The 18,022-nt window shown below is 39.9% G+C and carries 19 protein-coding genes and 2 pseudogenes; 8 read left to right on the plus strand and 13 right to left on the minus strand.

Annotated elements, in window-relative coordinates; all coding sequences use genetic code 11:
• Positions 1–17: 17 nt before the first annotated feature.
• From OVN21_RS04135 to OVN21_RS04155, 5 genes are all read right to left on the minus strand, one after another.
• A complete protein-coding gene (locus tag OVN21_RS04135; protein ID WP_267247400.1) occupies positions 18–527 on the minus strand; it encodes a hypothetical protein in 510 nt (169 codons plus the stop codon).
• 68 nt (positions 528–595) lie between these two features.
• Entirely contained in the window at positions 596–1,783 is a 1,188-nt protein-coding gene (locus tag OVN21_RS04140) for a relaxase/mobilization nuclease domain-containing protein (RefSeq protein WP_267247401.1), read from the minus strand.
• Between the two features lie 5 nt (positions 1,784–1,788).
• Positions 1,789–2,163, minus strand: a complete 375-nt coding sequence (locus OVN21_RS04145; RefSeq protein WP_267247402.1) for a plasmid mobilization protein — start codon at positions 2,161–2,163, stop codon at positions 1,789–1,791.
• A gap of 412 nt (positions 2,164–2,575) precedes the next feature.
• Positions 2,576–2,767: a hypothetical protein gene (locus tag OVN21_RS04150; RefSeq protein WP_267247403.1), complete on the minus strand. Its 192-nt coding sequence runs from the start codon at positions 2,765–2,767 to the stop codon at positions 2,576–2,578.
• 4 nt (positions 2,768–2,771) lie between these two features.
• Positions 2,772–2,996 carry a hypothetical protein gene (locus OVN21_RS04155; RefSeq protein WP_267247404.1) on the minus strand — a complete coding sequence of 75 codons (225 nt, stop codon included), beginning with the start codon at positions 2,994–2,996 and terminating at the stop codon, positions 2,772–2,774.
• Positions 2,997–3,135: 139 nt separating this feature from the next.
• Here OVN21_RS04155 and OVN21_RS04160 point away from each other — a divergent pair, with 139 nt between their 5' ends.
• From OVN21_RS04160 to OVN21_RS04175, 4 genes are all read left to right on the plus strand, one after another.
• On the plus strand, positions 3,136–3,540 hold the full coding sequence (locus OVN21_RS04160) for a hypothetical protein (protein ID WP_267247405.1): 405 nt from the start codon (positions 3,136–3,138) through the stop codon (positions 3,538–3,540).
• Between the two features lie 35 nt (positions 3,541–3,575).
• Complete coding sequence (locus OVN21_RS04165; protein ID WP_267247406.1) at positions 3,576–3,893, plus strand: hypothetical protein; 318 nt, start codon at positions 3,576–3,578, stop codon at positions 3,891–3,893.
• Positions 3,848–4,486 (plus strand): hypothetical protein, encoded by a 639-nt coding sequence (locus OVN21_RS04170; RefSeq protein ID WP_267247407.1) that lies wholly within the window; start codon positions 3,848–3,850, stop codon positions 4,484–4,486. The genes OVN21_RS04165 and OVN21_RS04170 overlap by 46 nt, the downstream gene beginning before the upstream one ends.
• Before the next feature lie 83 nt (positions 4,487–4,569).
• Positions 4,570–8,847: an LPXTG cell wall anchor domain-containing protein gene (locus tag OVN21_RS04175; protein ID WP_267247408.1), complete on the plus strand. Its 4,278-nt coding sequence runs from the start codon at positions 4,570–4,572 to the stop codon at positions 8,845–8,847.
• A 112-nt stretch (positions 8,848–8,959) separates the two neighbouring features.
• Here OVN21_RS04175 and OVN21_RS04180 read toward each other — a convergent pair whose 3' ends face one another.
• The 3 genes from OVN21_RS04180 to OVN21_RS04190 form a co-directional block, all read right to left on the minus strand.
• Positions 8,960–9,412 carry a hypothetical protein gene (locus OVN21_RS04180; RefSeq protein WP_267247409.1) on the minus strand — a complete coding sequence of 151 codons (453 nt, stop codon included), beginning with the start codon at positions 9,410–9,412 and terminating at the stop codon, positions 8,960–8,962.
• Between the two features lie 9 nt (positions 9,413–9,421).
• Positions 9,422–9,748 carry a hypothetical protein gene (locus OVN21_RS04185; RefSeq protein WP_267247410.1) on the minus strand — a complete coding sequence of 109 codons (327 nt, stop codon included), beginning with the start codon at positions 9,746–9,748 and terminating at the stop codon, positions 9,422–9,424.
• Positions 9,749–10,160: 412 nt separating this feature from the next.
• Positions 10,161–10,391, minus strand: coding sequence for a hypothetical protein (locus OVN21_RS04190; RefSeq protein ID WP_267247411.1), 231 nt, complete (start codon positions 10,389–10,391; stop codon positions 10,161–10,163).
• A 771-nt stretch (positions 10,392–11,162) separates the two neighbouring features.
• Here OVN21_RS04190 and OVN21_RS04195 point away from each other — a divergent pair.
• The 4 genes from OVN21_RS04195 (at position 11,163) to OVN21_RS04210 (ending at position 13,288) form a co-directional block, all read left to right on the plus strand.
• Positions 11,163–11,603, plus strand: a complete 441-nt coding sequence (locus OVN21_RS04195; protein WP_267247412.1) for a sigma-70 family RNA polymerase sigma factor — start codon at positions 11,163–11,165, stop codon at positions 11,601–11,603.
• Entirely contained in the window at positions 11,600–11,809 is a 210-nt protein-coding gene (locus OVN21_RS04200) for a helix-turn-helix domain-containing protein (RefSeq protein ID WP_267247413.1), read from the plus strand. Before OVN21_RS04195 ends, OVN21_RS04200 begins: the two co-directional genes overlap by 4 nt.
• A 15-nt stretch (positions 11,810–11,824) precedes the next feature.
• Positions 11,825–12,028: an excisionase gene (locus tag OVN21_RS04205; protein WP_267247561.1), complete on the plus strand. Its 204-nt coding sequence runs from the start codon at positions 11,825–11,827 to the stop codon at positions 12,026–12,028.
• Positions 12,029–12,106: 78 nt separating this feature from the next.
• Complete coding sequence (locus OVN21_RS04210; protein ID WP_267247414.1) at positions 12,107–13,288, plus strand: site-specific integrase; 1,182 nt, start codon at positions 12,107–12,109, stop codon at positions 13,286–13,288.
• Between the two features lie 165 nt (positions 13,289–13,453).
• On the opposite strand, the pseudogene dltB reads toward OVN21_RS04210, so the two are convergent.
• The 5 genes and pseudogenes from dltB to OVN21_RS04235 form a co-directional block, all read right to left on the minus strand.
• Positions 13,454–14,485: pseudogene (gene dltB / locus OVN21_RS04215) on the minus strand (D-alanyl-lipoteichoic acid biosynthesis protein DltB); the annotation flags it as partial.
• Between the two features lie 159 nt (positions 14,486–14,644).
• Positions 14,645–14,884: pseudogene (locus tag OVN21_RS04220) on the minus strand (ABC transporter permease); the annotation flags it as partial.
• 16 nt (positions 14,885–14,900) lie between these two features.
• Positions 14,901–16,145, minus strand: a complete 1,245-nt coding sequence (locus tag OVN21_RS04225; RefSeq protein ID WP_267247415.1) for a transporter — start codon at positions 16,143–16,145, stop codon at positions 14,901–14,903.
• A gap of 184 nt (positions 16,146–16,329) precedes the next feature.
• The gene (locus OVN21_RS04230; RefSeq protein ID WP_267247416.1) at positions 16,330–17,199 is read right to left on the minus strand and encodes a helix-turn-helix domain-containing protein; all 870 of its coding nucleotides are present in this window, start codon (positions 17,197–17,199) and stop codon (positions 16,330–16,332) included.
• Between the two features lie 130 nt (positions 17,200–17,329).
• Positions 17,330–18,022, minus strand: coding sequence for a methionine ABC transporter permease (locus OVN21_RS04235; RefSeq protein ID WP_000444642.1), 693 nt, complete (start codon positions 18,020–18,022; stop codon positions 17,330–17,332).

Below are 18,022 nucleotides of genomic sequence, written 5' to 3' on the forward strand. Positions count from 1 at the left end.
AACATTTACGCTTCCTTTTATTTTATCCACATAACATAACCAAGCACCACATTCATCAATAACAAAAGAATCGTTATTACAGACAACAACGGACGTTTATCTACACTTTTACGCAGTTTTTGGGTGCGCACTTGAGCCTGTTCCACAAGCGTTTGCACATACATTACATATTGATCCTGAATAGCATCCAGATGCTGCAAAGTCAGTTTCTCCGCTTGTTCAGAAGCTCTACTCACACCACTTATTGCCATTTGTTCTGCTAAATATGACACATCCTTCATCTCTTTCCTGATCTTCTCAAGCTCCTGTAAACCATGCCGAAATTCCATCACCAGTTTCTCTTGACTATCCTTCTGCTCACTTAACAGTTGCTCGATACGTTCAAGATTCATCTCACCATGACGCTTATCATAAGCGAGTTTATTCCGTGCCTTGCGTGCTCGGCTTACTTCTTCCGTCAAAGATAACTTTTTTGTGCCAGTTTTCTCCTTATCATCTATCTCTACATCTCTATAATTCACTGCCATCAGCTCTCCTTATACGTATGTCATAAATATTTGAAACGCTATTCCTGCATTAGCAACATGACTTTAGACTATCGATCTTTCCTTGACTTTGTTTGCTTCACTTCCTGAACCTTATTTATCCTCTGTGTTCTGTCCTGCGCTAATCCAGTCGAATACTTAGCCCTATAACCTCTGCCTCTTTTCTGAGAAGAACGCGCCCTACGTAGCTCATCTGCACCACGCCAATAGGCAAGGATTTCTCTTTTCACACTACTATCATTAGCAATATCTTTAGGCGGTTTAGGAAAGACAAGTTTAGGAAAAGCAGCCACTTTATCTGCTGGCAAACCTTGCAACTCTTTTCGATATGCCACATACAAAGATCGAATGTTCATCAGATAATCATTCTTTACTTTAGTCACATAATCCAACTGTTCATGCTCTCTATCTGTATCTCTAGCAAAAGATTCTAGATGTGCATCCAGTTTAAGCACAGAAAAAGAATAGCGAGCATTATCTCTATCCCTTGCATACATACGCCCATTTCTAAACTCCGTATCCACACCCCAACCGTCTAACAACGCACGAAAATCCACAAGACTTGTAGCCTGCTGTCCAGCAATACGCACCAACTCCCGAAGATTCGTTTTGTAAGGAAAAATCCCTTTTTTCTCTAGCTCCTTCTCCACACACGACCGCTGCCGATGATGAATAGCCGAATTGATTTTTCCTTCTTCAACTTGTTTCAACCCCCACGCTTCATCCATAGAACGAACACGATTAGCGCGTTCTTTTTTGGCTTTCACACCCAATCCTTCATCTAATCTTTTCCCTGTTGCAAGGTCGCTACGGTTAATTACCATATGCACGGCATAGCGGTGTGTTGCATCTTCTGTGCAGTATTCATTGTGCAGAGCGAACACAATTTCATGATTCGGGTAATATTTTTGAGCATATTCTTGTGCGTACTTCATGCAATCTTGTGGTGATAATTGTCCACCGTTGATGTTGCACTCGTCTGGATTAAACCCAAGAATCTGATGATACAAAATTGTATTCTTTGCTTCTTTTCCGTCTCTACCTTTACGCGATGCCTTGTTGTGTCCGAACATCTCACGAGTATTTTTCATGAACGATGACCACTGCTTTATATCTGAACACATCTCCATATTTTGCGATGCCCGAAAAATAACTTTCTCGTCATTGTTGATATAGTTACGCAAATTTTTCTGATGGGACGTTCCACCAGTAACGCTCTGTTGCTTAATGATCGTCATTCCTCTTACTCTTTTCTGAGATAAATGTTGTGTCGTTCTAACTCTTTGTGCACACCGATCAACATATTTTTTCCTCGCTCAAAAAGATTTTTCTCATCGTCTAAAACTTTTTGTGCTTGACGCACCGATAATCTTTCCACACCATACGTATTCAAAAATTTCATAAATTGATTCAAATTTGTTCCCTGCTTCGTCAGTTCAAAAAGAAAATCACGCAATGGCTGCACATCAATAATCTGTATCTGAGAATCATCAGAATAAATCGAAGTCGCTCGAATAAATTCAGACACACTCACACCAGCCTTGCGTGCTTTGCTCACTAAAATACTTTTTTCTTTCTCACTCACACGAATCAAAACATTCGACTCTCTCGCCACCATGATCCAAAAACTTCCTTCCTCAAAAAATATTTTTCTCTCCAACAAAAATAAAAATCATGAGCAGTGCCGCCACTGCTCTATCTACAACACGACCCAAAACACGTTTCATGCCAAGCTAAAAGAACACGTACACACGTGTTCTTTTCAGGCTCCTCAAAGCCACCACAAGCGACCCTAGAAGTGACAAATAAAAAGCCTCGCAGAGCAAGATGGAAGAGTATAGAAAAGAGCGGTGTACCGCTATTGTATATACGCTTCCTACATCTTGCTTGTGAGTACACACCCCAGTGTGTAGGAGAGCTTGAGCGGGATATTCCACGGGTGACGCCACCCGTAAAAATAGCCCGCTCAAGCAGTTCTTTGGAAAGAAAAGAAGAGCATTGTCTTCTGAACAAGAATACAATGCTCTTCTTCATCTATTATTCAGCAGCTCTGTCTCAAGAAGACGACAAATCAATTGCGTCATATTCTCACCAGTCTCAGCACGGTGCACCAACATCGAATAATGCAACTCCACAGGAATGTTTACACTGATGAGTCGGCGGTCGCCAGTAAGATAAGACGTATAATTTTTATTAGCGTCATATTGCTCAAACTTTTCCATACAATCACACTTCCTTATTATGGGTTTTATTATGAGAAGAAAGAGAATCTTTCACAATCGAAATACACTTATTGTAGGCAACGACTTGTCCTTCCAAGTATTTGATACTGTGCATATTAAGCTCGTCACCACAAAGACCATCTTTCACAAGCACAAGGAGAGCTTCAACCTTGATACGTAAGTCAGTAAACACTCCCTCTAAAAATTCTAATTCTTGATACTCCGACATTGCACAACCTTTTCTATATATAAAATTATCTATTATTCAATTTCTCTATGTTGCGTTATATAAATATGGATTTATTGACCATCCTTTCATTATATATAGTTATAGTAACACTCATTTCTATACATAGATGTTGTAAAGATTGATTGCTATAATTCTATCAGGATATTTTTCTATTTATCAAATTATCTCTATCATGAAGGTAGCTTTTTCTGTTATAATAGTAGCAACTGCACAAGAAAAATTTTTGCACATATTAGGTACACCATCGACACAGATTGGATATATTGTGGCACATAAAATCACATCTCTTGATTCCATCAACAAAAAAATTGAAGCCGAAAAAGAGCGACTACATCGCTTGATGGAACAAAAAAATTATCTGGAAGAACAAGAACAAACCTATAGTACTATCGGAAAAATCCTGTGCGAAAAAATGAACTGTTCGCATCAAGACTTTTCGTTTGATGCCTTTCATCAATACATTGACGAACACTGTGATAATCTACGTAATTATCTTACGGTAGGCAATGAAGCGTATGAATGAGTATCACCATCTTTATATAAAGGAGAGAAGATACGATGAATAAGAGAACGAAAATTATTGTGGCAACTATTGCAGCTGTTGCTGTCATAGCTGCTTCTTGTATCGGTGTGTTGTATAGCCGATATGCGACTGCTTGGAAAAACTATGAGAACCAAAATTCTGCCACACACAAGCAGTATTCTGTTGTTCAAGAAAATTCCAAAAAGTTAGAAACAATGATTGGTGATGAAGAAACTTTTCTTGCACAAACAATGCAGCTCTCTATCACGAATCAACTGAGCTTATCAACAAAGCACAATCTGTTAGCGTGGGCGAAAAAATTCAACAGCCACAAGGATTTATTACGCAACTGAGATCAACGAATACGATCCATGATGCCACTAAAAAATCTGAGGAACAGGATAAAACTTTTGTTTCCCTCAACAGTGATATAGAAGCTGCGATCAAGAAAATTGAGATTGCATTCTTAGATAAAGCTGTAGCCGACTACAACACAGCACTCGATGAGGAAAAAACTATTATTGAAAGCCTTGCAGCTCTTATCTCCGATACAGACGGAAAAGTTCTTAATGATGCTATTCGTCAAGAAGCATCCGCTGCGCTGGCAGACGCACAAAAAACTATAGAGGAAACCGTCGATACAAAAAATCTTGGAGCCGTGAAAAAAGCAACCACTAACCTCACGCAACAACTCGCTACCCTCAAAGAAAAAATCTCTGCACTAACAGAAAGCAACCACGCCTACGAACAACAACAGCAACAATCAGAAGCCGCCCACGCAGCTAGCTACAAGAATAGCTACCAGCACAGTAATAATTCACAATCAGCTTCTACTGGTTCTGAACGATGGGACTACTCCAGTGGAATAAACCCAGACGGCTCGCCAAGTACATTCAGTAATCCAAGCGGACATGATGTGAAACCGAATTATATTCCATATAGATAGACAAAGATAGACAAACTTAATATTTGAAATGTTACAATAATTTGACTAGTTATATTTTTTACTAGATAGATTAAGGACATTTCATGAAATTTACTATTAAAAGTCAAGTTAGCTTACTTCTTCTTATCGTAGTTTCGCTATTCTGCAATGGGGCTATATCATCTATAGCTTTTGCTAATGGCGGTGGTGGAGCAGGTAGCGGTGGAGGTTTTTCTGCTGGCGGTCGCGGAAATCTATATTACGTTTTTTATGATGGGGTATCTCCAGATGGAAATACCCCATCTCAAGGAACAATGCAAGCATCTATTGATTACTTTATCTCTGGTAAATTAACTAATGGTGAAAGTGCTAACAATGCGGACGGCGCTATACTTCGTAATGCCGTCACAAAGGCATGTACTAGCGCATTAGAACGTGCCGAAAACCGCAACCCTAACCCTGATGGAAAAAGTCGTGTTGTAGCTTTGTTTTGGGGGGCAAATTCTGGTATATGGAAAGGATATGCTCAGATTCTACCTTCAGAAGTAGAAGATTTTTATAATCAATGGAAAACCAACGGCTCTGCAGATGTTCTCACGGAATCTCAAACAGGCGGAGCTGAAGGCTATCAAAAATATCTAGGATATATTGAACAAGGTAAAAATGAAGCAATTGCCTCTATGAATAATTCAAGTGTTGCAGCGTGTGTTGCACTCAACTCTCAAGAGCCGCCGCAAAACTATCAGCTTTCGGTCACAACCGATAAAGCCACAACATTCACAATGGCTAGCTCTACCGAACCCGTCACAGACACAATCCATGCATCCGCAAACGGATCATCCATCAGAGAAAACCTTACCGCAACAATTTCCCTCATCTGGGATTCACCCGAAGGACAAGCCAAGAAAAAAGTAGACAAAACCGTCACAATCACCAACAGTGGCGACACCACATCCCCCACATTCACACCAGCAGACTTCGACTGGACATCGTGGGCAACAGGCACCTTCTGGTTCGATGTGACCATTGACAAGCAAGGCAAAATGCAAACAGCCATCAACACCACCGACCGCGACCCACGCGAAACATGGACAGCTGAACCGAAACAACCCGACAAAGAACTCTATAAGAGCGACACAACAACACCCTTACAGACAGACGTTCTTGCCTCAGCACAATCCTACGACGCGCACATCACCGCGCACTCCAACGGCTATCTTTCATCCATGACCATCACAGACACCATCCACACCATAGACGTATGGATCGGCAGCAAAGATACAGACATAAAAGAAAACGTGTATGTGCTTGACCCTACAGGGAATAAAACCCAAGCCACCATCACAATCGACCGCACCCACAAAGATACGGTCACCGTTTCCGCAACCCTCAACAATATCGACAACCAAGGAAACTACACCCTCGTAGTCCCCACCTATACGAAACCAACAGGTGCAGACTACACCATTAAAGACACAGGCAAAGTCTGCTATACAAAAGAATTAAAAGAATGCATGACCACTGACGAGAAAACAACCCAAAAAGTCACACCCACACCCGACAAAGTATGGGTACTAGACGAAACAGGAGCACTCGCAGCACAAGATAAAAACTGGACAAACAACGTTGCTGCCGACCAAAAACTATTCCTACACGGAGACACCGTTGGTGCCGTTGTGAATGGTCACATTCCAGCCAAGCTCACCGCACCACTAGACGAATATGTCATCACAGATGACTGGACAGGAGCACAAACCTATGTAGACTTCACAGACGGAACAAAAGCCCGTGTATATGCAAATGGGAAAGACGTCACAAAAGATTTCACCATTACTGTGCATGACGGCATCACCACAGCTACCGCCAAAGAATCATTCTTACAAACTACGGGAAGCCTCGTGGCAGATATGCCGATCAAGCTCATTATCACAGGTGTCTTTAAGCCCGTCACGCCAGAAACAGACACGAACGGCGAGACTGTTGTTCTCCACAATAAAGGAAGCGAACGCTACAACAATGAGGAAAAACCAACAAACATTCCACCCGTATTCATCTGGAACCCCGACCCCAGTAAAGATGTCCTTTCCTCTGCGCGGCAAGATGGCGACCAGTCAAGCATTGACGGGCAACAAGTATTCCCCAACCAATGGATAGAATACCTTGTGAACGTGGATGTAGACTTTCCCAAAACAAAAGACGAACTTGCCCACCCTATAGAAAAATTTGAAGTGAAAGATGACTATGACCCGAACTTTCAACTAGATAAAACCAGCATCGAATTCTATGATGCTCGCACAAACAAACCTATCTCAAAAAAGAATTACACCCTCTCTTTTGATGAAAAAAACACAGCATTCACTGCAACGTTCACACAAGAGTGGATTGATTCCCAACTCATGCTCAAAGAGAAAGGAGACCTGCTGCTCCGCTTTGAGGGCACAGTATCCCCCACAGTAACAGCTGGCACAATTCTTTCTAATCAAGCCTTTGAAATTATCAATAATTCCAGCACTCAAACCAATATCCCGAAAGTCACCATTCCTGCACCCAAACCCGACAAAGAGGATTTGAACACCGACCTCATCGATATTGACAAAAAAACTGTTGTCGGTGGAGAAACAATCATGTACCGTCTGACAATGGACGCTACACCTGCGCGAAATAAACTCGCCTATGACGTGCACAAACTAGGCATGATTGACGACTATGATGAAGAATATTTGACACTTGACGAAGACGGCATCAAAATCGTTGAAAAAGACACAGGCACCAACGTGACAGACGCCTTCAACATTCAAGTCAAAGATAGCATTGCCTATGTGTTTGCCAAACTCATTGATACCATCAATCGAAACGGAGAAAAAATCACCGCCACACAACCAGAATCATTGAAAGAATACGCAGACGCTGCAATAGACCCCATCAACGACCCCATCATTGACCAAAACCTACTAGGCAAACAGTACTGGGTATATTTACCCACCACTGTATCAAAAGTCACCGATGGGTATGTGATTGAAAACACAGCCTTGCAGAACATGGAAAACATGGTATTGAAAACTCGTATCGTCTCCAACCCTGAAAAAGAAATCACTCCCCATAAAGATGTGACCATTAACGTAGGGGGCGAATCCATGAACAAGGGCGAAATCAAACTCAACTCTATGTTTAACTATCGTCTTGATTCATCCGTGCTACCTGCTAACCGTGCGGACAAAGCAACCTCATGGTCAATCGTTGATGACTATGACGAGAAGGCTGACCGTTTTACAGGTAACTGGATAGCAATCGCTAACCGTGATCTCTATGATGGTACAAAGCTGATTGCCAAAGCTGGTGACCAGATTGATGGAGCCACAGTCATTGATTATACGGCAACGGAAGAATTTAAGAATCTGACGATTCACGACATCAAGCTGACCGATGAGCTTGCCAAAGCGCTTGGGGCTTACAACAATGGTAAAAATAAGAGTTATCTAAAGATCATTACCCAAGGAACGCGAGGCACAGATGACTTTGGTTTCTTTGCAGAAATCACCACTGGCATCATCGAGGATGAACATGGAGCACGATCCGCACTAAGTATCTCTAGAATCCCTGACGAGAAAGTTATCAACGCTTATGTGGCACTCCAACGCGGTATCAATCCCATGCAGACAACAGACCTTTTTGACGTTACCGAAAAAGACGGAATCATTACGGTTACAGCAACACACAAGTATCTGAACCTTGTTAATACGCGCATGGATATCGAGCAAGCATTCTCTATATATGTGCAGATGGAGCGAATCCTCCCCGTCACCGTCACCAACACGTTCGTAGAGACATACAACAAGGTGGAGCGCAAACCAGAACCAGTAGAAACGAAAACCCCTGAAAATCCTGCTATTGATGTAGAAAAATGGGATACCAACTCTGGTATGAACAACGGTGACCGCGACACAGCCAGTGAGGCTCTTAGAATTAAAAGCGACAACGCAGCCACCCCTATCAGCATCACGTACACGATTACTAATACAGGCGATGTTCCACTGAAAAACATTACCTTAACCGACAAAACAATCAAGGGAGAAGGCGCTGTAGAAGACCTTTCTTGTCCTGCTATGGACGTTTTGCAGCCGAACGAGAAAATGATCTGCACAGCGTCTCTCACGGGGCTAAAAGCTGGAAGCAGCCACACAAATACAGCCACTGTTACAGGACAGTCTGTTTACACAGACAAAGAAGTGACAGACCATGATGACTGGAACGCACACGTGGCAACCCCACCACTGCCAAACACAGGCTCACATTGGGCAACAATCATCATAGCATCACTCCTCCTCAGTAGCGTAGGTGCGTTCATTCTGACGTCCAGAAACAAACTCACATCTAACAACTAGCACAGATAAAAGAATCCCCCACGAAAACATCTTTCGTGGGGGATTTATTTGTGTAACTATGAATCTAAGGGGAACGTCACTTTAATAAGCGACACATGTATTATAGCACAAGTTATCTCTCATGCTCATCGGGATGAGATGATCTATCCTTTGACAGCTTTTTAGATGCTGCACGAGCATTTTTCATCTCTTCTAACAACGAGACATGAGACTTAGAATCGGGAAGCGAAGCACTATCCTTATCTGCTAATTGCTCGTTAAGATGTTCTATCGCATCATAACGTTTCCCAATTTCAGTCAATGTTGCAACCTGAGCACACTTAAGAAACCAAGGAAACTCTTCATTTAATTTCTCTATAACACCATAGGCTTTCAAATACGGCATAATATCAACCGTTTCATAGCCTGAATATTGCGTATGTACAAATCCATGATCTTCCATGAATATCCGAATATCAGCCCACGCTTTTTTATACCCATTCGGACTATCAGATGGATAAAACTCTTTTAATTTAGCTTGATCTAAATCAAAATGAAAGGCTTTTCGACAATTATCTCCATTCATCATAATCACTTACGCATAAATTCGTTCTGGGAAAAGCTCTTTAACAATATTGACATAATCAATAGGCTCTGTACTATTTTCAAAGGCTGTCAATGCAGCAATATTCTTCATAACCCATTCCTGTTTAGACAGTAGCGACAAAGCGAGGCATTGAGATTCTACTCTATCGTTTTCGTTAGCTTTCCATGTACCACGGCTAAGACGGGTTAAACCATAACGCTGCACATTTTTATCAACACAATCATACAGCTCGTTAATATCATATCCGTGATCTCGAGCCTTAGATTCATCAAACTCAATAGTAAAACTCCACGGTGTTGCTTGATATATACTCATATTACTCCCTCCTAAATGATAGAATTCTATTTATCTATTATACTGTATTTCAGCGGTTTTTTCAATCTAAAAACCCTTACAGTAGGTTATAATAGTATCCAAAGAACGTTAAACAGTTATTCATGTGACCAAAAAAGAGTATTGCGAATTTTTCTATATGGATTAGATGTTAGATCAAATTGGGAAGTGCCTAAAATTTGATTAAACATTAAAACAGGAGAATAGAAACAAGTCCAGACCAAATGGAATAAGCGCTACATTTATTCTCACTCAATTTCGGAGAATTAATAAAAATATCTTTCACAATCATTTCCTTTCATTGAAGTATTGGTATGTATAAATATATCAAAAAAGATATATATAAATATGGGACTATGTACCCAATTTTGATGACTTGAATTTCTTATTTTTGTCAGCGTTGCTTCCATTGTGCTGCAAACTGTATATCCGATAGAGCAAGACACGTGGCAATCACGCTATTAATAGCAATGTTCTCCTTATCACGGCAAATAGTTATGAGCGCGCCACCGTCCTTGACTACTGATCTAAAAATCATAGCATCTCCAACAGCAGCACCAACCCTATCAAGCCATGACTTCCACATCTCTAAAAGTAGTCCTGCGGCAATGCAAGCTGTAAACATTTATTGTGACGCACGACACACAAGGTTCATTGGGAGGGAGCTGAGTGAGAGAGCTTGCCTTTCTCTAACTATAGAAAACCGCTTCATCTATCGTGACAACATAAGGATCAATCGTTTGTGATTAACGGCTTCTATAGATAGAGGCAAGCTCATCGAAAATTGACCTATGTTCATCGGTCGGTCGCTTCGTTCGATACAACTTGGACAAAATTATTAGCAATTGTCTGTGGCGGTATATGTATGTAACTCATATAAAACAATACTCATTGTTTTGTGGCTAAGTGGCACACCTTCGCACCGCGTTAAGCCGTAACACGTGGCACGACATACGGGATATTAGCCTGTTTACATACTCGAAAAATCACTGTTCCACGTTTCCGTGACTTGATGGATTTCGTCCCGTCTCCAAAACGACTACTTTGGAATTATTTCATTCGCATTGTTCACCCAGCGCTGGAGCGATTCTCCACTGGAGCATCATCAAAAGTTCTACGCATTTCTCAACTTGAATATTCTAAGAGTGCGTGCTAGACTTACTAGCAAGTGTTGATGCCAAGACACTATTTGGTTTTCAAATATCATCGTGTATACCCAAGAATAGCACCTCTCTCGCGGAGGTGCTATTCTTTTTGTTTTACCCCCCCCCATCAGCATTTTCTAGCATAAACAAGACTTGCCATTTCTTTTTCTATCTATACATTTCCTTAATTTTCTTGGCAAAACCTCTCTTTTTCTCGTGTCTTAATTGAATAAAAAAGGAGAGAAGACCCCATGAACAATTGCCAAAAATATAAAAACTGTGACGAAGATGACATTATCAGAATGTTTTGCGCCTATTGCAGAAGAACGCTACGCAACGCCATTACAGACTACTATCGCGAACAGCAACGATATGCCAAGCATGAAAAACTATTCTCTGACATGAAAGAAGCAGAACTCAACGCACTAAGTGAATCCTATGACTGCCTCATCAAAGAAAGTATTTTCACCATCAAAGGGATGGAGTTCTCCGTCAAAGATAGCTTTTTAGCTGATGGACTTTCCAAACTGGACACACACCTGAGAGCTATCATTCTACTTTACTATTTTGCTGATTGGACAGATAAAGAGATCGCACAATACCTTTCCAAGCCACGATCAACAATTCAATATCAGAGAAATCATGCGCTTCATCTTCTCAAAAATTTATTAGAGAAAGGAGAACCACAATGATTACCTATCACACCATACGCCAAGCGAGCGAAGGAGACATCCTAGCTTCTCAAGAAGTTTTGCAACACTTTGATGCCTATATCAATACACTGTGTACCCATCTTTTCCTCTACGAAAATGGGCGACGAGAATACACGGTCGATACCATCATGAAATCTCATTTACAAGTGAAACTGCTAGAAGCAGTTATCAAATTTAAGCTATAGAAAGAAGTGGTTGATATTAAAACAGCAGATATTCCTCTCTGGGAAAAATACACATTGTCAATCGAAGAAGCATCCCAATATTTTCGCATCGGCGAAAATAAACTAAGAAAACTCGCGGAACACAACCCTCCCCTTGATTGGGTCATCATGAATGGAAACCGTATCCAAATTAAAAGAAAACTCTTTGAACAATTCATTGACACAACAGACACACTCTAAAAAGAAAGCCTTGTTTATGCTATAATAGATGTAGCATATCAAGGCTCTTTCCGTTTTATAGGAAAGGAGCAATAATGAATGTCAGAAAAAAGACGAGATCATAAAAATCGCCTTCTTCGCACAGGAGAGAGCCAACGAAAAGATGGAAGATATGTATACAAATATGTGGATGCACACGGGAAAACAACATTTGTTTATTCATGGACGTTAGTAGCAACCGATAGAACGCCACGAGGAAAGAAAACCGATATATCTCTGCGAGAAAAAGAAAAAATCATTCTCAAAGAACTAGAAGACGGAATCTATCTTCGCACAAAAAACCTGACAGTATGCCAGCTATACCACCAATACACGCGATATAAAGCAAATGTTCGAGAAGCAACAAAACTAGGACGCTTACAACTAGCTAAAGCCCTAAAAAAAGACCCCCTAGGGCACACCCTGATTTCTCGCGTAAAAACAGCGAACGCCAAAGAATGGGTCTTACGCATGAATCAACACGGGTATAGCTACCAAACGATCAGCAACTACAAGCGTTCCCTCAAAGCTACTTTTTACATGGCGCAACAAGAAGAATATGTGAGAAACAATCCTTTTGACTTTCCTATCAGCGACTTACTAGAAGATAACCGTAAACCAAAAACACCACTATCTGCCGTGATGGAAAAAAATCTTTTAACCTTCCTCACAACAGATAAAGTCTATCGAAAATACTACAACGATGTCGTTATTCTCCTCGGTACTGGTCTACGAATCTCAGAACTATGTGGCTTAACCATCAAAGATATTGACCTCGATCAAAGACTTATCCACGTCAATCATCAACTACTGAAAAATGAGAAAAACAAGTATTCTATCACGCCACCAAAAACAGCCGCAGGAATACGAACAATCCCAATGAGCACGCTCGTCCATGAAGCCATCCATAGCCTATTAAACCAACGCAAAAGCAACCTTGGTATCACAACCTTTCTCTTTACCACAAGAAACGGACAACCAAGAACCGCTATGGACTATGCCAGTATTTTCAGAAGGATGGCAAAAAAATACAATAAACAACATCCCCAAGAAATACTTCCCATCCCATTTTCTGCCCACAGCTTGCGACACACATTCTGCACCAAACTTGCCCATACAGGAATGAACCCCAAAGCCTTGCAATATATTATGGGGCACAAAAACATATCCATGACGCTCAACTATTATGCACACACAAATTCTGATATGGCAGTAAATGAAATGAAAAAACATCTCACTTAAAACAGAACGTACTACTCGTTTTACTACTTTTCAGTAGCATAAAACACAAAGTTACAAGAACATATGTGACAATCTTCCATCTACAAAACAACGCAAAGCCTTGAAACATAAGACTTTGCGAAGATTTAAGAACCTATAAGAAAACACTCAAAAAAGAGACTAAAGTTTCTTATAAAAATTGCTTTTCTTTTGATACACTTCAAATCCAGCTATCAAGACACCATGGTAAAAACCATAGACAATGTAACTAACACTAAGACCATGCCAAAAACCCATAACCAACATATTGACCATATAGGCATAGGTTGCATTGTGTAGTCTATTTTTAAACCATTTTTTCCTGATAACCTGCATCAATACTCTTGAGAATACAAAATCTCTCAACCAGGTCGACAAGGTGATATGCCATCTGGTCCAAAAATCCTTGATATCGACACTCAAGAAAGGTTTGTTAAAGTTCATCGGTGTCTGAATACCTAGAATATTACTACTTCCAACGGCCATTAGACTATAGCCTGCAAAATCAAAGAACAGATACAAGGTATAGAGGTACATATACTTGATTGAATAGACGACTGTGCCAGTATTATTTAGAGCAAGTAACATCTGGTAAACATAGGTTGATAAAACAACCTTGTAAAGAAGGCCTAGAACGATACGATACACACCGTCCCCTGCTAACTCTAGATACTCTTTTCGGGGCATGACCTCGTTTATCTCTTTTAAAAATCTCCTACTCCGATCAATCGGACCAGCACTAACTGTTGGGAAAAAGAGCAAAAACTGTAGATAATCTTTTACACTGATTTTTTCTTTAATCAAGCCATCCGATATTTCTAGCATGATCTGAATGGTCTTAAAGGACATGTAAGAAATTCCAATAAAGGCCAACAAATGCAGAGAAGTCAGGGCAAAGACTTTATTGATTACTAAAGGAAGAATGGAAAGGAAAACCAGTGGCTTCAGCCGCTTTGCCTCTATCCTCTGCGCTAGAAAAACCAGAAAATATTGATAAATGACAAAGGCAAGCAAATAGACCATCATCGCTCGACTCTTACCATAGATAGCTCCTGCAAATAAGAGGGAGAGCATCAAAACATAGTAGTCCTTACGTTTTTCAAAAAAGTTTACCACAAAACCAATCAGTAAAACTACAAACAAGAGAAGGAAAAACTCATTCCCCTCGAAATAATTCATACCAGTCAAACTCCTTTACATTATCATCCCTCCTACAGCAAACTTTCCGATTTGCTAATTGAGGGGTCTTTCTTTATTATAGCATATTTCTAAAAAGAAACTTTACTCTTCTTGCATTTCGGTGAGAAAACAAAAAAGAGTCCCGTTGGGCTCCTTCCATTATTTATGACTTAATTTCTTGGTCAAGAAATCTCCCAAGAACTGGATTGTAAAGATAATCAAGATGATAATGATAGTCGCCAAGATGGTCACATCGTGATTGTAACGATTGAACCCATAGGCAATGGCCACGTTACCGATACCACCAGCACCAACTGCTCCCGCCATAGCTGTTTCCCCAACAAGGGAAATCAAGGTCACAGTCGTCACACGAATCAAATCTGGAAGACCTTCTAGTAAGCCTGATTTTCCTAGGTTAAAATTTTTTACCCGAAAAACTTCTTTTTTCTAGTGATAAAATCAACCCTATCACACTCACTACCAAAAACACCCACCAACAAAGCCTGATATCTTGTAAAGCTAAGAAAGAAAATACAGACATTCCCAAGGGTAATGTTAAAGAAAAAATCATACTCAAGAGATTATTACTTCTAGCTAATACATCCGCGCTCAAGTTAGACAGTAACAGAGTATCTAATTTAGGCATTGATTTCGACATCAAATACATGACAAAGGCTAAGCAAACAACACCTACTAGAGGAGAAAAATCTAAAATATTAGCAGTAGCAAGTAAGACAAACAGAATTGCATTGAGCGATAGCAAACTTGAAAACGACAATTTCCCAAAATAATCATGGGGAGTTAGGCTACCAAGAATAGCTCCTCCCAAGCTAACACATTCAATTAAAAATAGGGCTTGGGCATATCTGAGATGATAGATAGTATGGTCTAATAAGTAAAAGTGATAAATACCTCCAACAGCTCCTCCCAAAGTGTTCATTACTAAAATGACAAGAATCATTTTAAACAAAGATTTACTTTCTCTCTGTCTAAAGATATCATCCATGTCCGCATAGATTGCCTTAACTTGTTGAAGTAAACTAATCGACTTATCCTCTACACTTACAGACAAATGCGTCAATTCTCTTCTATTTTTGAACAAAATAAGAGAAGATAGTAAAAAGAAGCCAGCATTCACAATCGCAACAAAAGAAAAATTTTGGTGGCTTGTTGTGAGTAACCACACTCCTAAGGCTTGACCTCCTAGATTTGATAAATAGGAGACAAACTGAGTAAAGGAATAAGCTTCATAGAGCTTATCTTCCGAAATATTATGCTGGATAATCGGCATACGAAGGCCTGCTGTATAATCTGATAAAATATCCGAACAGATATTAACCATACAGATAAAAGCAAACGTTACGAAGTTCTGTTCATGAATCACACTAGCAATCAAAAGAAATAGCAGACTTTGCACACAACCAACCCAGATAATTGTCCCTGCTTTATTCCGAGTATGATCAGCCTTAATCCCAACATAAAAAGTAAATAAGAAAGGTAAAATCGTAATCATATTCGCCATAAATACAGCTATATTTTTAAAGGGTAGACTCGCAGCATAAACGATAAATACCAGATTATAAATATAAGCTCCACTTGAGCTCAAAAACCTTGATAAGGTCAGTATTCTAAATAAATGATGTTTTAAGAATAGTTTCATAGCAGGCCTTTCTCACATTTCAAAGAGTATTCTATTGAAATCAGTCTAACAAAAAAAGCGGGACTCCCCACTTTTTTGTAATATATTTTTTCTGAAAATAGGAACTCTAGCTCCTAGATACTGCTATTTATCACTCCATCTACAAGCCCATTTATTTTTCGTCAATCGATGTAATGAGAATATATTACAAATCTTCATTTGAGAGCTGATTTGCAAAATAGTTTTCATAGTATCTTGCACCATCTACATATTCTAAATCTTGTAAGATTATAATGCCCCTCTGGATTTTTTCAAGACCCTTATTTTCTACTTTAAAAATAGTATCATAATACCCTTTAGCAATCATATAAATGATTTTAAGATAAGCTTGAGATTCTGGCAATTCTCGTTTTTCAATCTGAAAGATAAAATAATCTGCTTTTAATTTATCCTTTTCCTCTATCGCTTTAAAGAGTCCATTAATCAAAATAGTATCAATACCAACTTTGTTACTAGGTAAAGAGCCTAATAAATCCGTCTTTTGTAACATCTCCCTAGAATATTTAAAATAGAGGGGCAGAGGAAACAAAGTAGAAATCGTTGAAAATAGTTCTAATTCATAATTTCCCCAGATATCAATAGTAAAAAAATAGTCATAGAGAAAAGTCAGTTCTTCATCCGTTGCTCTTATTTCTGAATCAAAAAACACAAGAAGGCTTTTGATACGAATCATTTGTAAAAGATAGCTTGTTTCACCACTTGATCTATACTTTTGAGTCGTCTCTTCATACAAGGAATGGAGAGAATCAATTCCTCCTCTGTCATATAAATCCCAAAGATTTTCTTGAAAAGCCAAAACCTTTTTCTGAGAAAAACCACGTACCAAGTACATAAATTCATTCAGATCAGAGTGGATGTTATCTAAGGCAGTAATTAATTTCATAGATGATAAGTCTGCTTCTCCGCGCTCAAATTTGCTCAGCATGGAATAAGTAAACTCTCCTCCCGTCGCCTCCTGTAGAGATACATTCCGACTCTTTCTCAATTCTTTAAAAACTTCTCCCAGATTTTGCATATTGACTCCCCACAATTCTTAACTCTCTAACTCATAAAAGTAACGATTGATAGTAGCTAGTACAGAGAATTTTAAGTCTTGACTATACCTCAAACTCCTATGAATGATGTACAGATTACCTTACTCTTTTTTATTTATGACTCAATTTTTTGGTCAAGAAATCTCCCAAGAATTGGATTGCAAAGATAATCAAAATGATAATGATGGTTGCCAAGATGGTCACATCGTGATTGTAGCGGTTAAATCCATAAGCGATGGCTACGTTACCGATACCACCAGCTCCAACTGCTCCGGCCATGGCTGTTTCCCCAACAAGGGAAATCAAGGTCACAGTCGTCACACGGATCAAATCTGGAAGACCTTCGGATAGATAAACACCTACGATGTCCCAGAAGGTCGCTCCGCTAGCTTGAGCCGCCTCAATGACACCACCATCCAGTTCAGCCAAGACAACCTGCACCTGACGGGCAAAGAAGGCAAAGACTGCAAAAGAAAGTGGGACAAGGGCTGCATTTGGCCCGATACTTGTTTTAACAATCAAGTGAGAAAGTGGTGACAAGATTGCCAAGAGGATGATAAAGGGAACCGCACGAAAAATTGAGGTAATTTTGTCTAAAATCCAGAATACGACTTTATTCTCCAAGACACCACCTGGCGCTGTCAAGACGAGAAAGAGACCTGCCACCAGCCCCAAGAAGCCTCCGATAATGAAGGAAAGAACTGTCATATAAAGAGTTAAGTAGATAGCCGTTCCCCAGCCTGCCTGACCAGCCCAACCCATTTTATAGACATTTGGTAAATAGGTTTGAATCAATGATTCCAT

Source organism: Streptococcus sp. Marseille-Q5986 (assembly GCF_946902915.1).
Lineage (GTDB): Bacteria > Bacillota > Bacilli > Lactobacillales > Streptococcaceae > Streptococcus.

Bases quoted from the DNA above. Each gene is read 5' to 3' on its own strand.
- OVN21_RS04135 (WP_267247400.1), bottom strand. From the start codon at position 527: ATGGCAGTGAATTATAGAGATGTAGAGATAGATGATAAGGAGAAAACT.
- OVN21_RS04140 (WP_267247401.1), bottom strand. From the start codon at position 1,783: ATGACGATCATTAAGCAACAGAGCGTTACTGGTGGAACGTCCCATCAG.
- OVN21_RS04145 (WP_267247402.1), bottom strand. From the start codon at position 2,163: ATGGTGGCGAGAGAGTCGAATGTTTTGATTCGTGTGAGTGAGAAAGAA.
- OVN21_RS04150 (WP_267247403.1), bottom strand. From the start codon at position 2,767: ATGGAAAAGTTTGAGCAATATGACGCTAATAAAAATTATACGTCTTAT.
- OVN21_RS04155 (WP_267247404.1), bottom strand. From the start codon at position 2,996: ATGTCGGAGTATCAAGAATTAGAATTTTTAGAGGGAGTGTTTACTGAC.
- OVN21_RS04165 (WP_267247406.1), top strand. From the start codon at position 3,576: ATGAATAAGAGAACGAAAATTATTGTGGCAACTATTGCAGCTGTTGCT.
- OVN21_RS04175 (WP_267247408.1), top strand. From the start codon at position 4,570: ATGAAATTTACTATTAAAAGTCAAGTTAGCTTACTTCTTCTTATCGTA.
- OVN21_RS04180 (WP_267247409.1), bottom strand. From the start codon at position 9,412: ATGAATGGAGATAATTGTCGAAAAGCCTTTCATTTTGATTTAGATCAA.
- OVN21_RS04185 (WP_267247410.1), bottom strand. From the start codon at position 9,748: ATGAGTATATATCAAGCAACACCGTGGAGTTTTACTATTGAGTTTGAT.
- OVN21_RS04190 (WP_267247411.1), bottom strand. From the start codon at position 10,391: ATGTTTACAGCTTGCATTGCCGCAGGACTACTTTTAGAGATGTGGAAG.
- OVN21_RS04195 (WP_267247412.1), top strand. From the start codon at position 11,163: ATGAACAATTGCCAAAAATATAAAAACTGTGACGAAGATGACATTATC.
- OVN21_RS04200 (WP_267247413.1), top strand. From the start codon at position 11,600: ATGATTACCTATCACACCATACGCCAAGCGAGCGAAGGAGACATCCTA.
- OVN21_RS04210 (WP_267247414.1), top strand. From the start codon at position 12,107: ATGTCAGAAAAAAGACGAGATCATAAAAATCGCCTTCTTCGCACAGGA.
- OVN21_RS04225 (WP_267247415.1), bottom strand. From the start codon at position 16,145: ATGAAACTATTCTTAAAACATCATTTATTTAGAATACTGACCTTATCA.
- OVN21_RS04230 (WP_267247416.1), bottom strand. From the start codon at position 17,199: ATGCAAAATCTGGGAGAAGTTTTTAAAGAATTGAGAAAGAGTCGGAAT.
- OVN21_RS04235 (WP_000444642.1), bottom strand. From the start codon at position 18,022: ATGGAATCATTGATTCAAACCTATTTACCAAATGTCTATAAAATGGGT.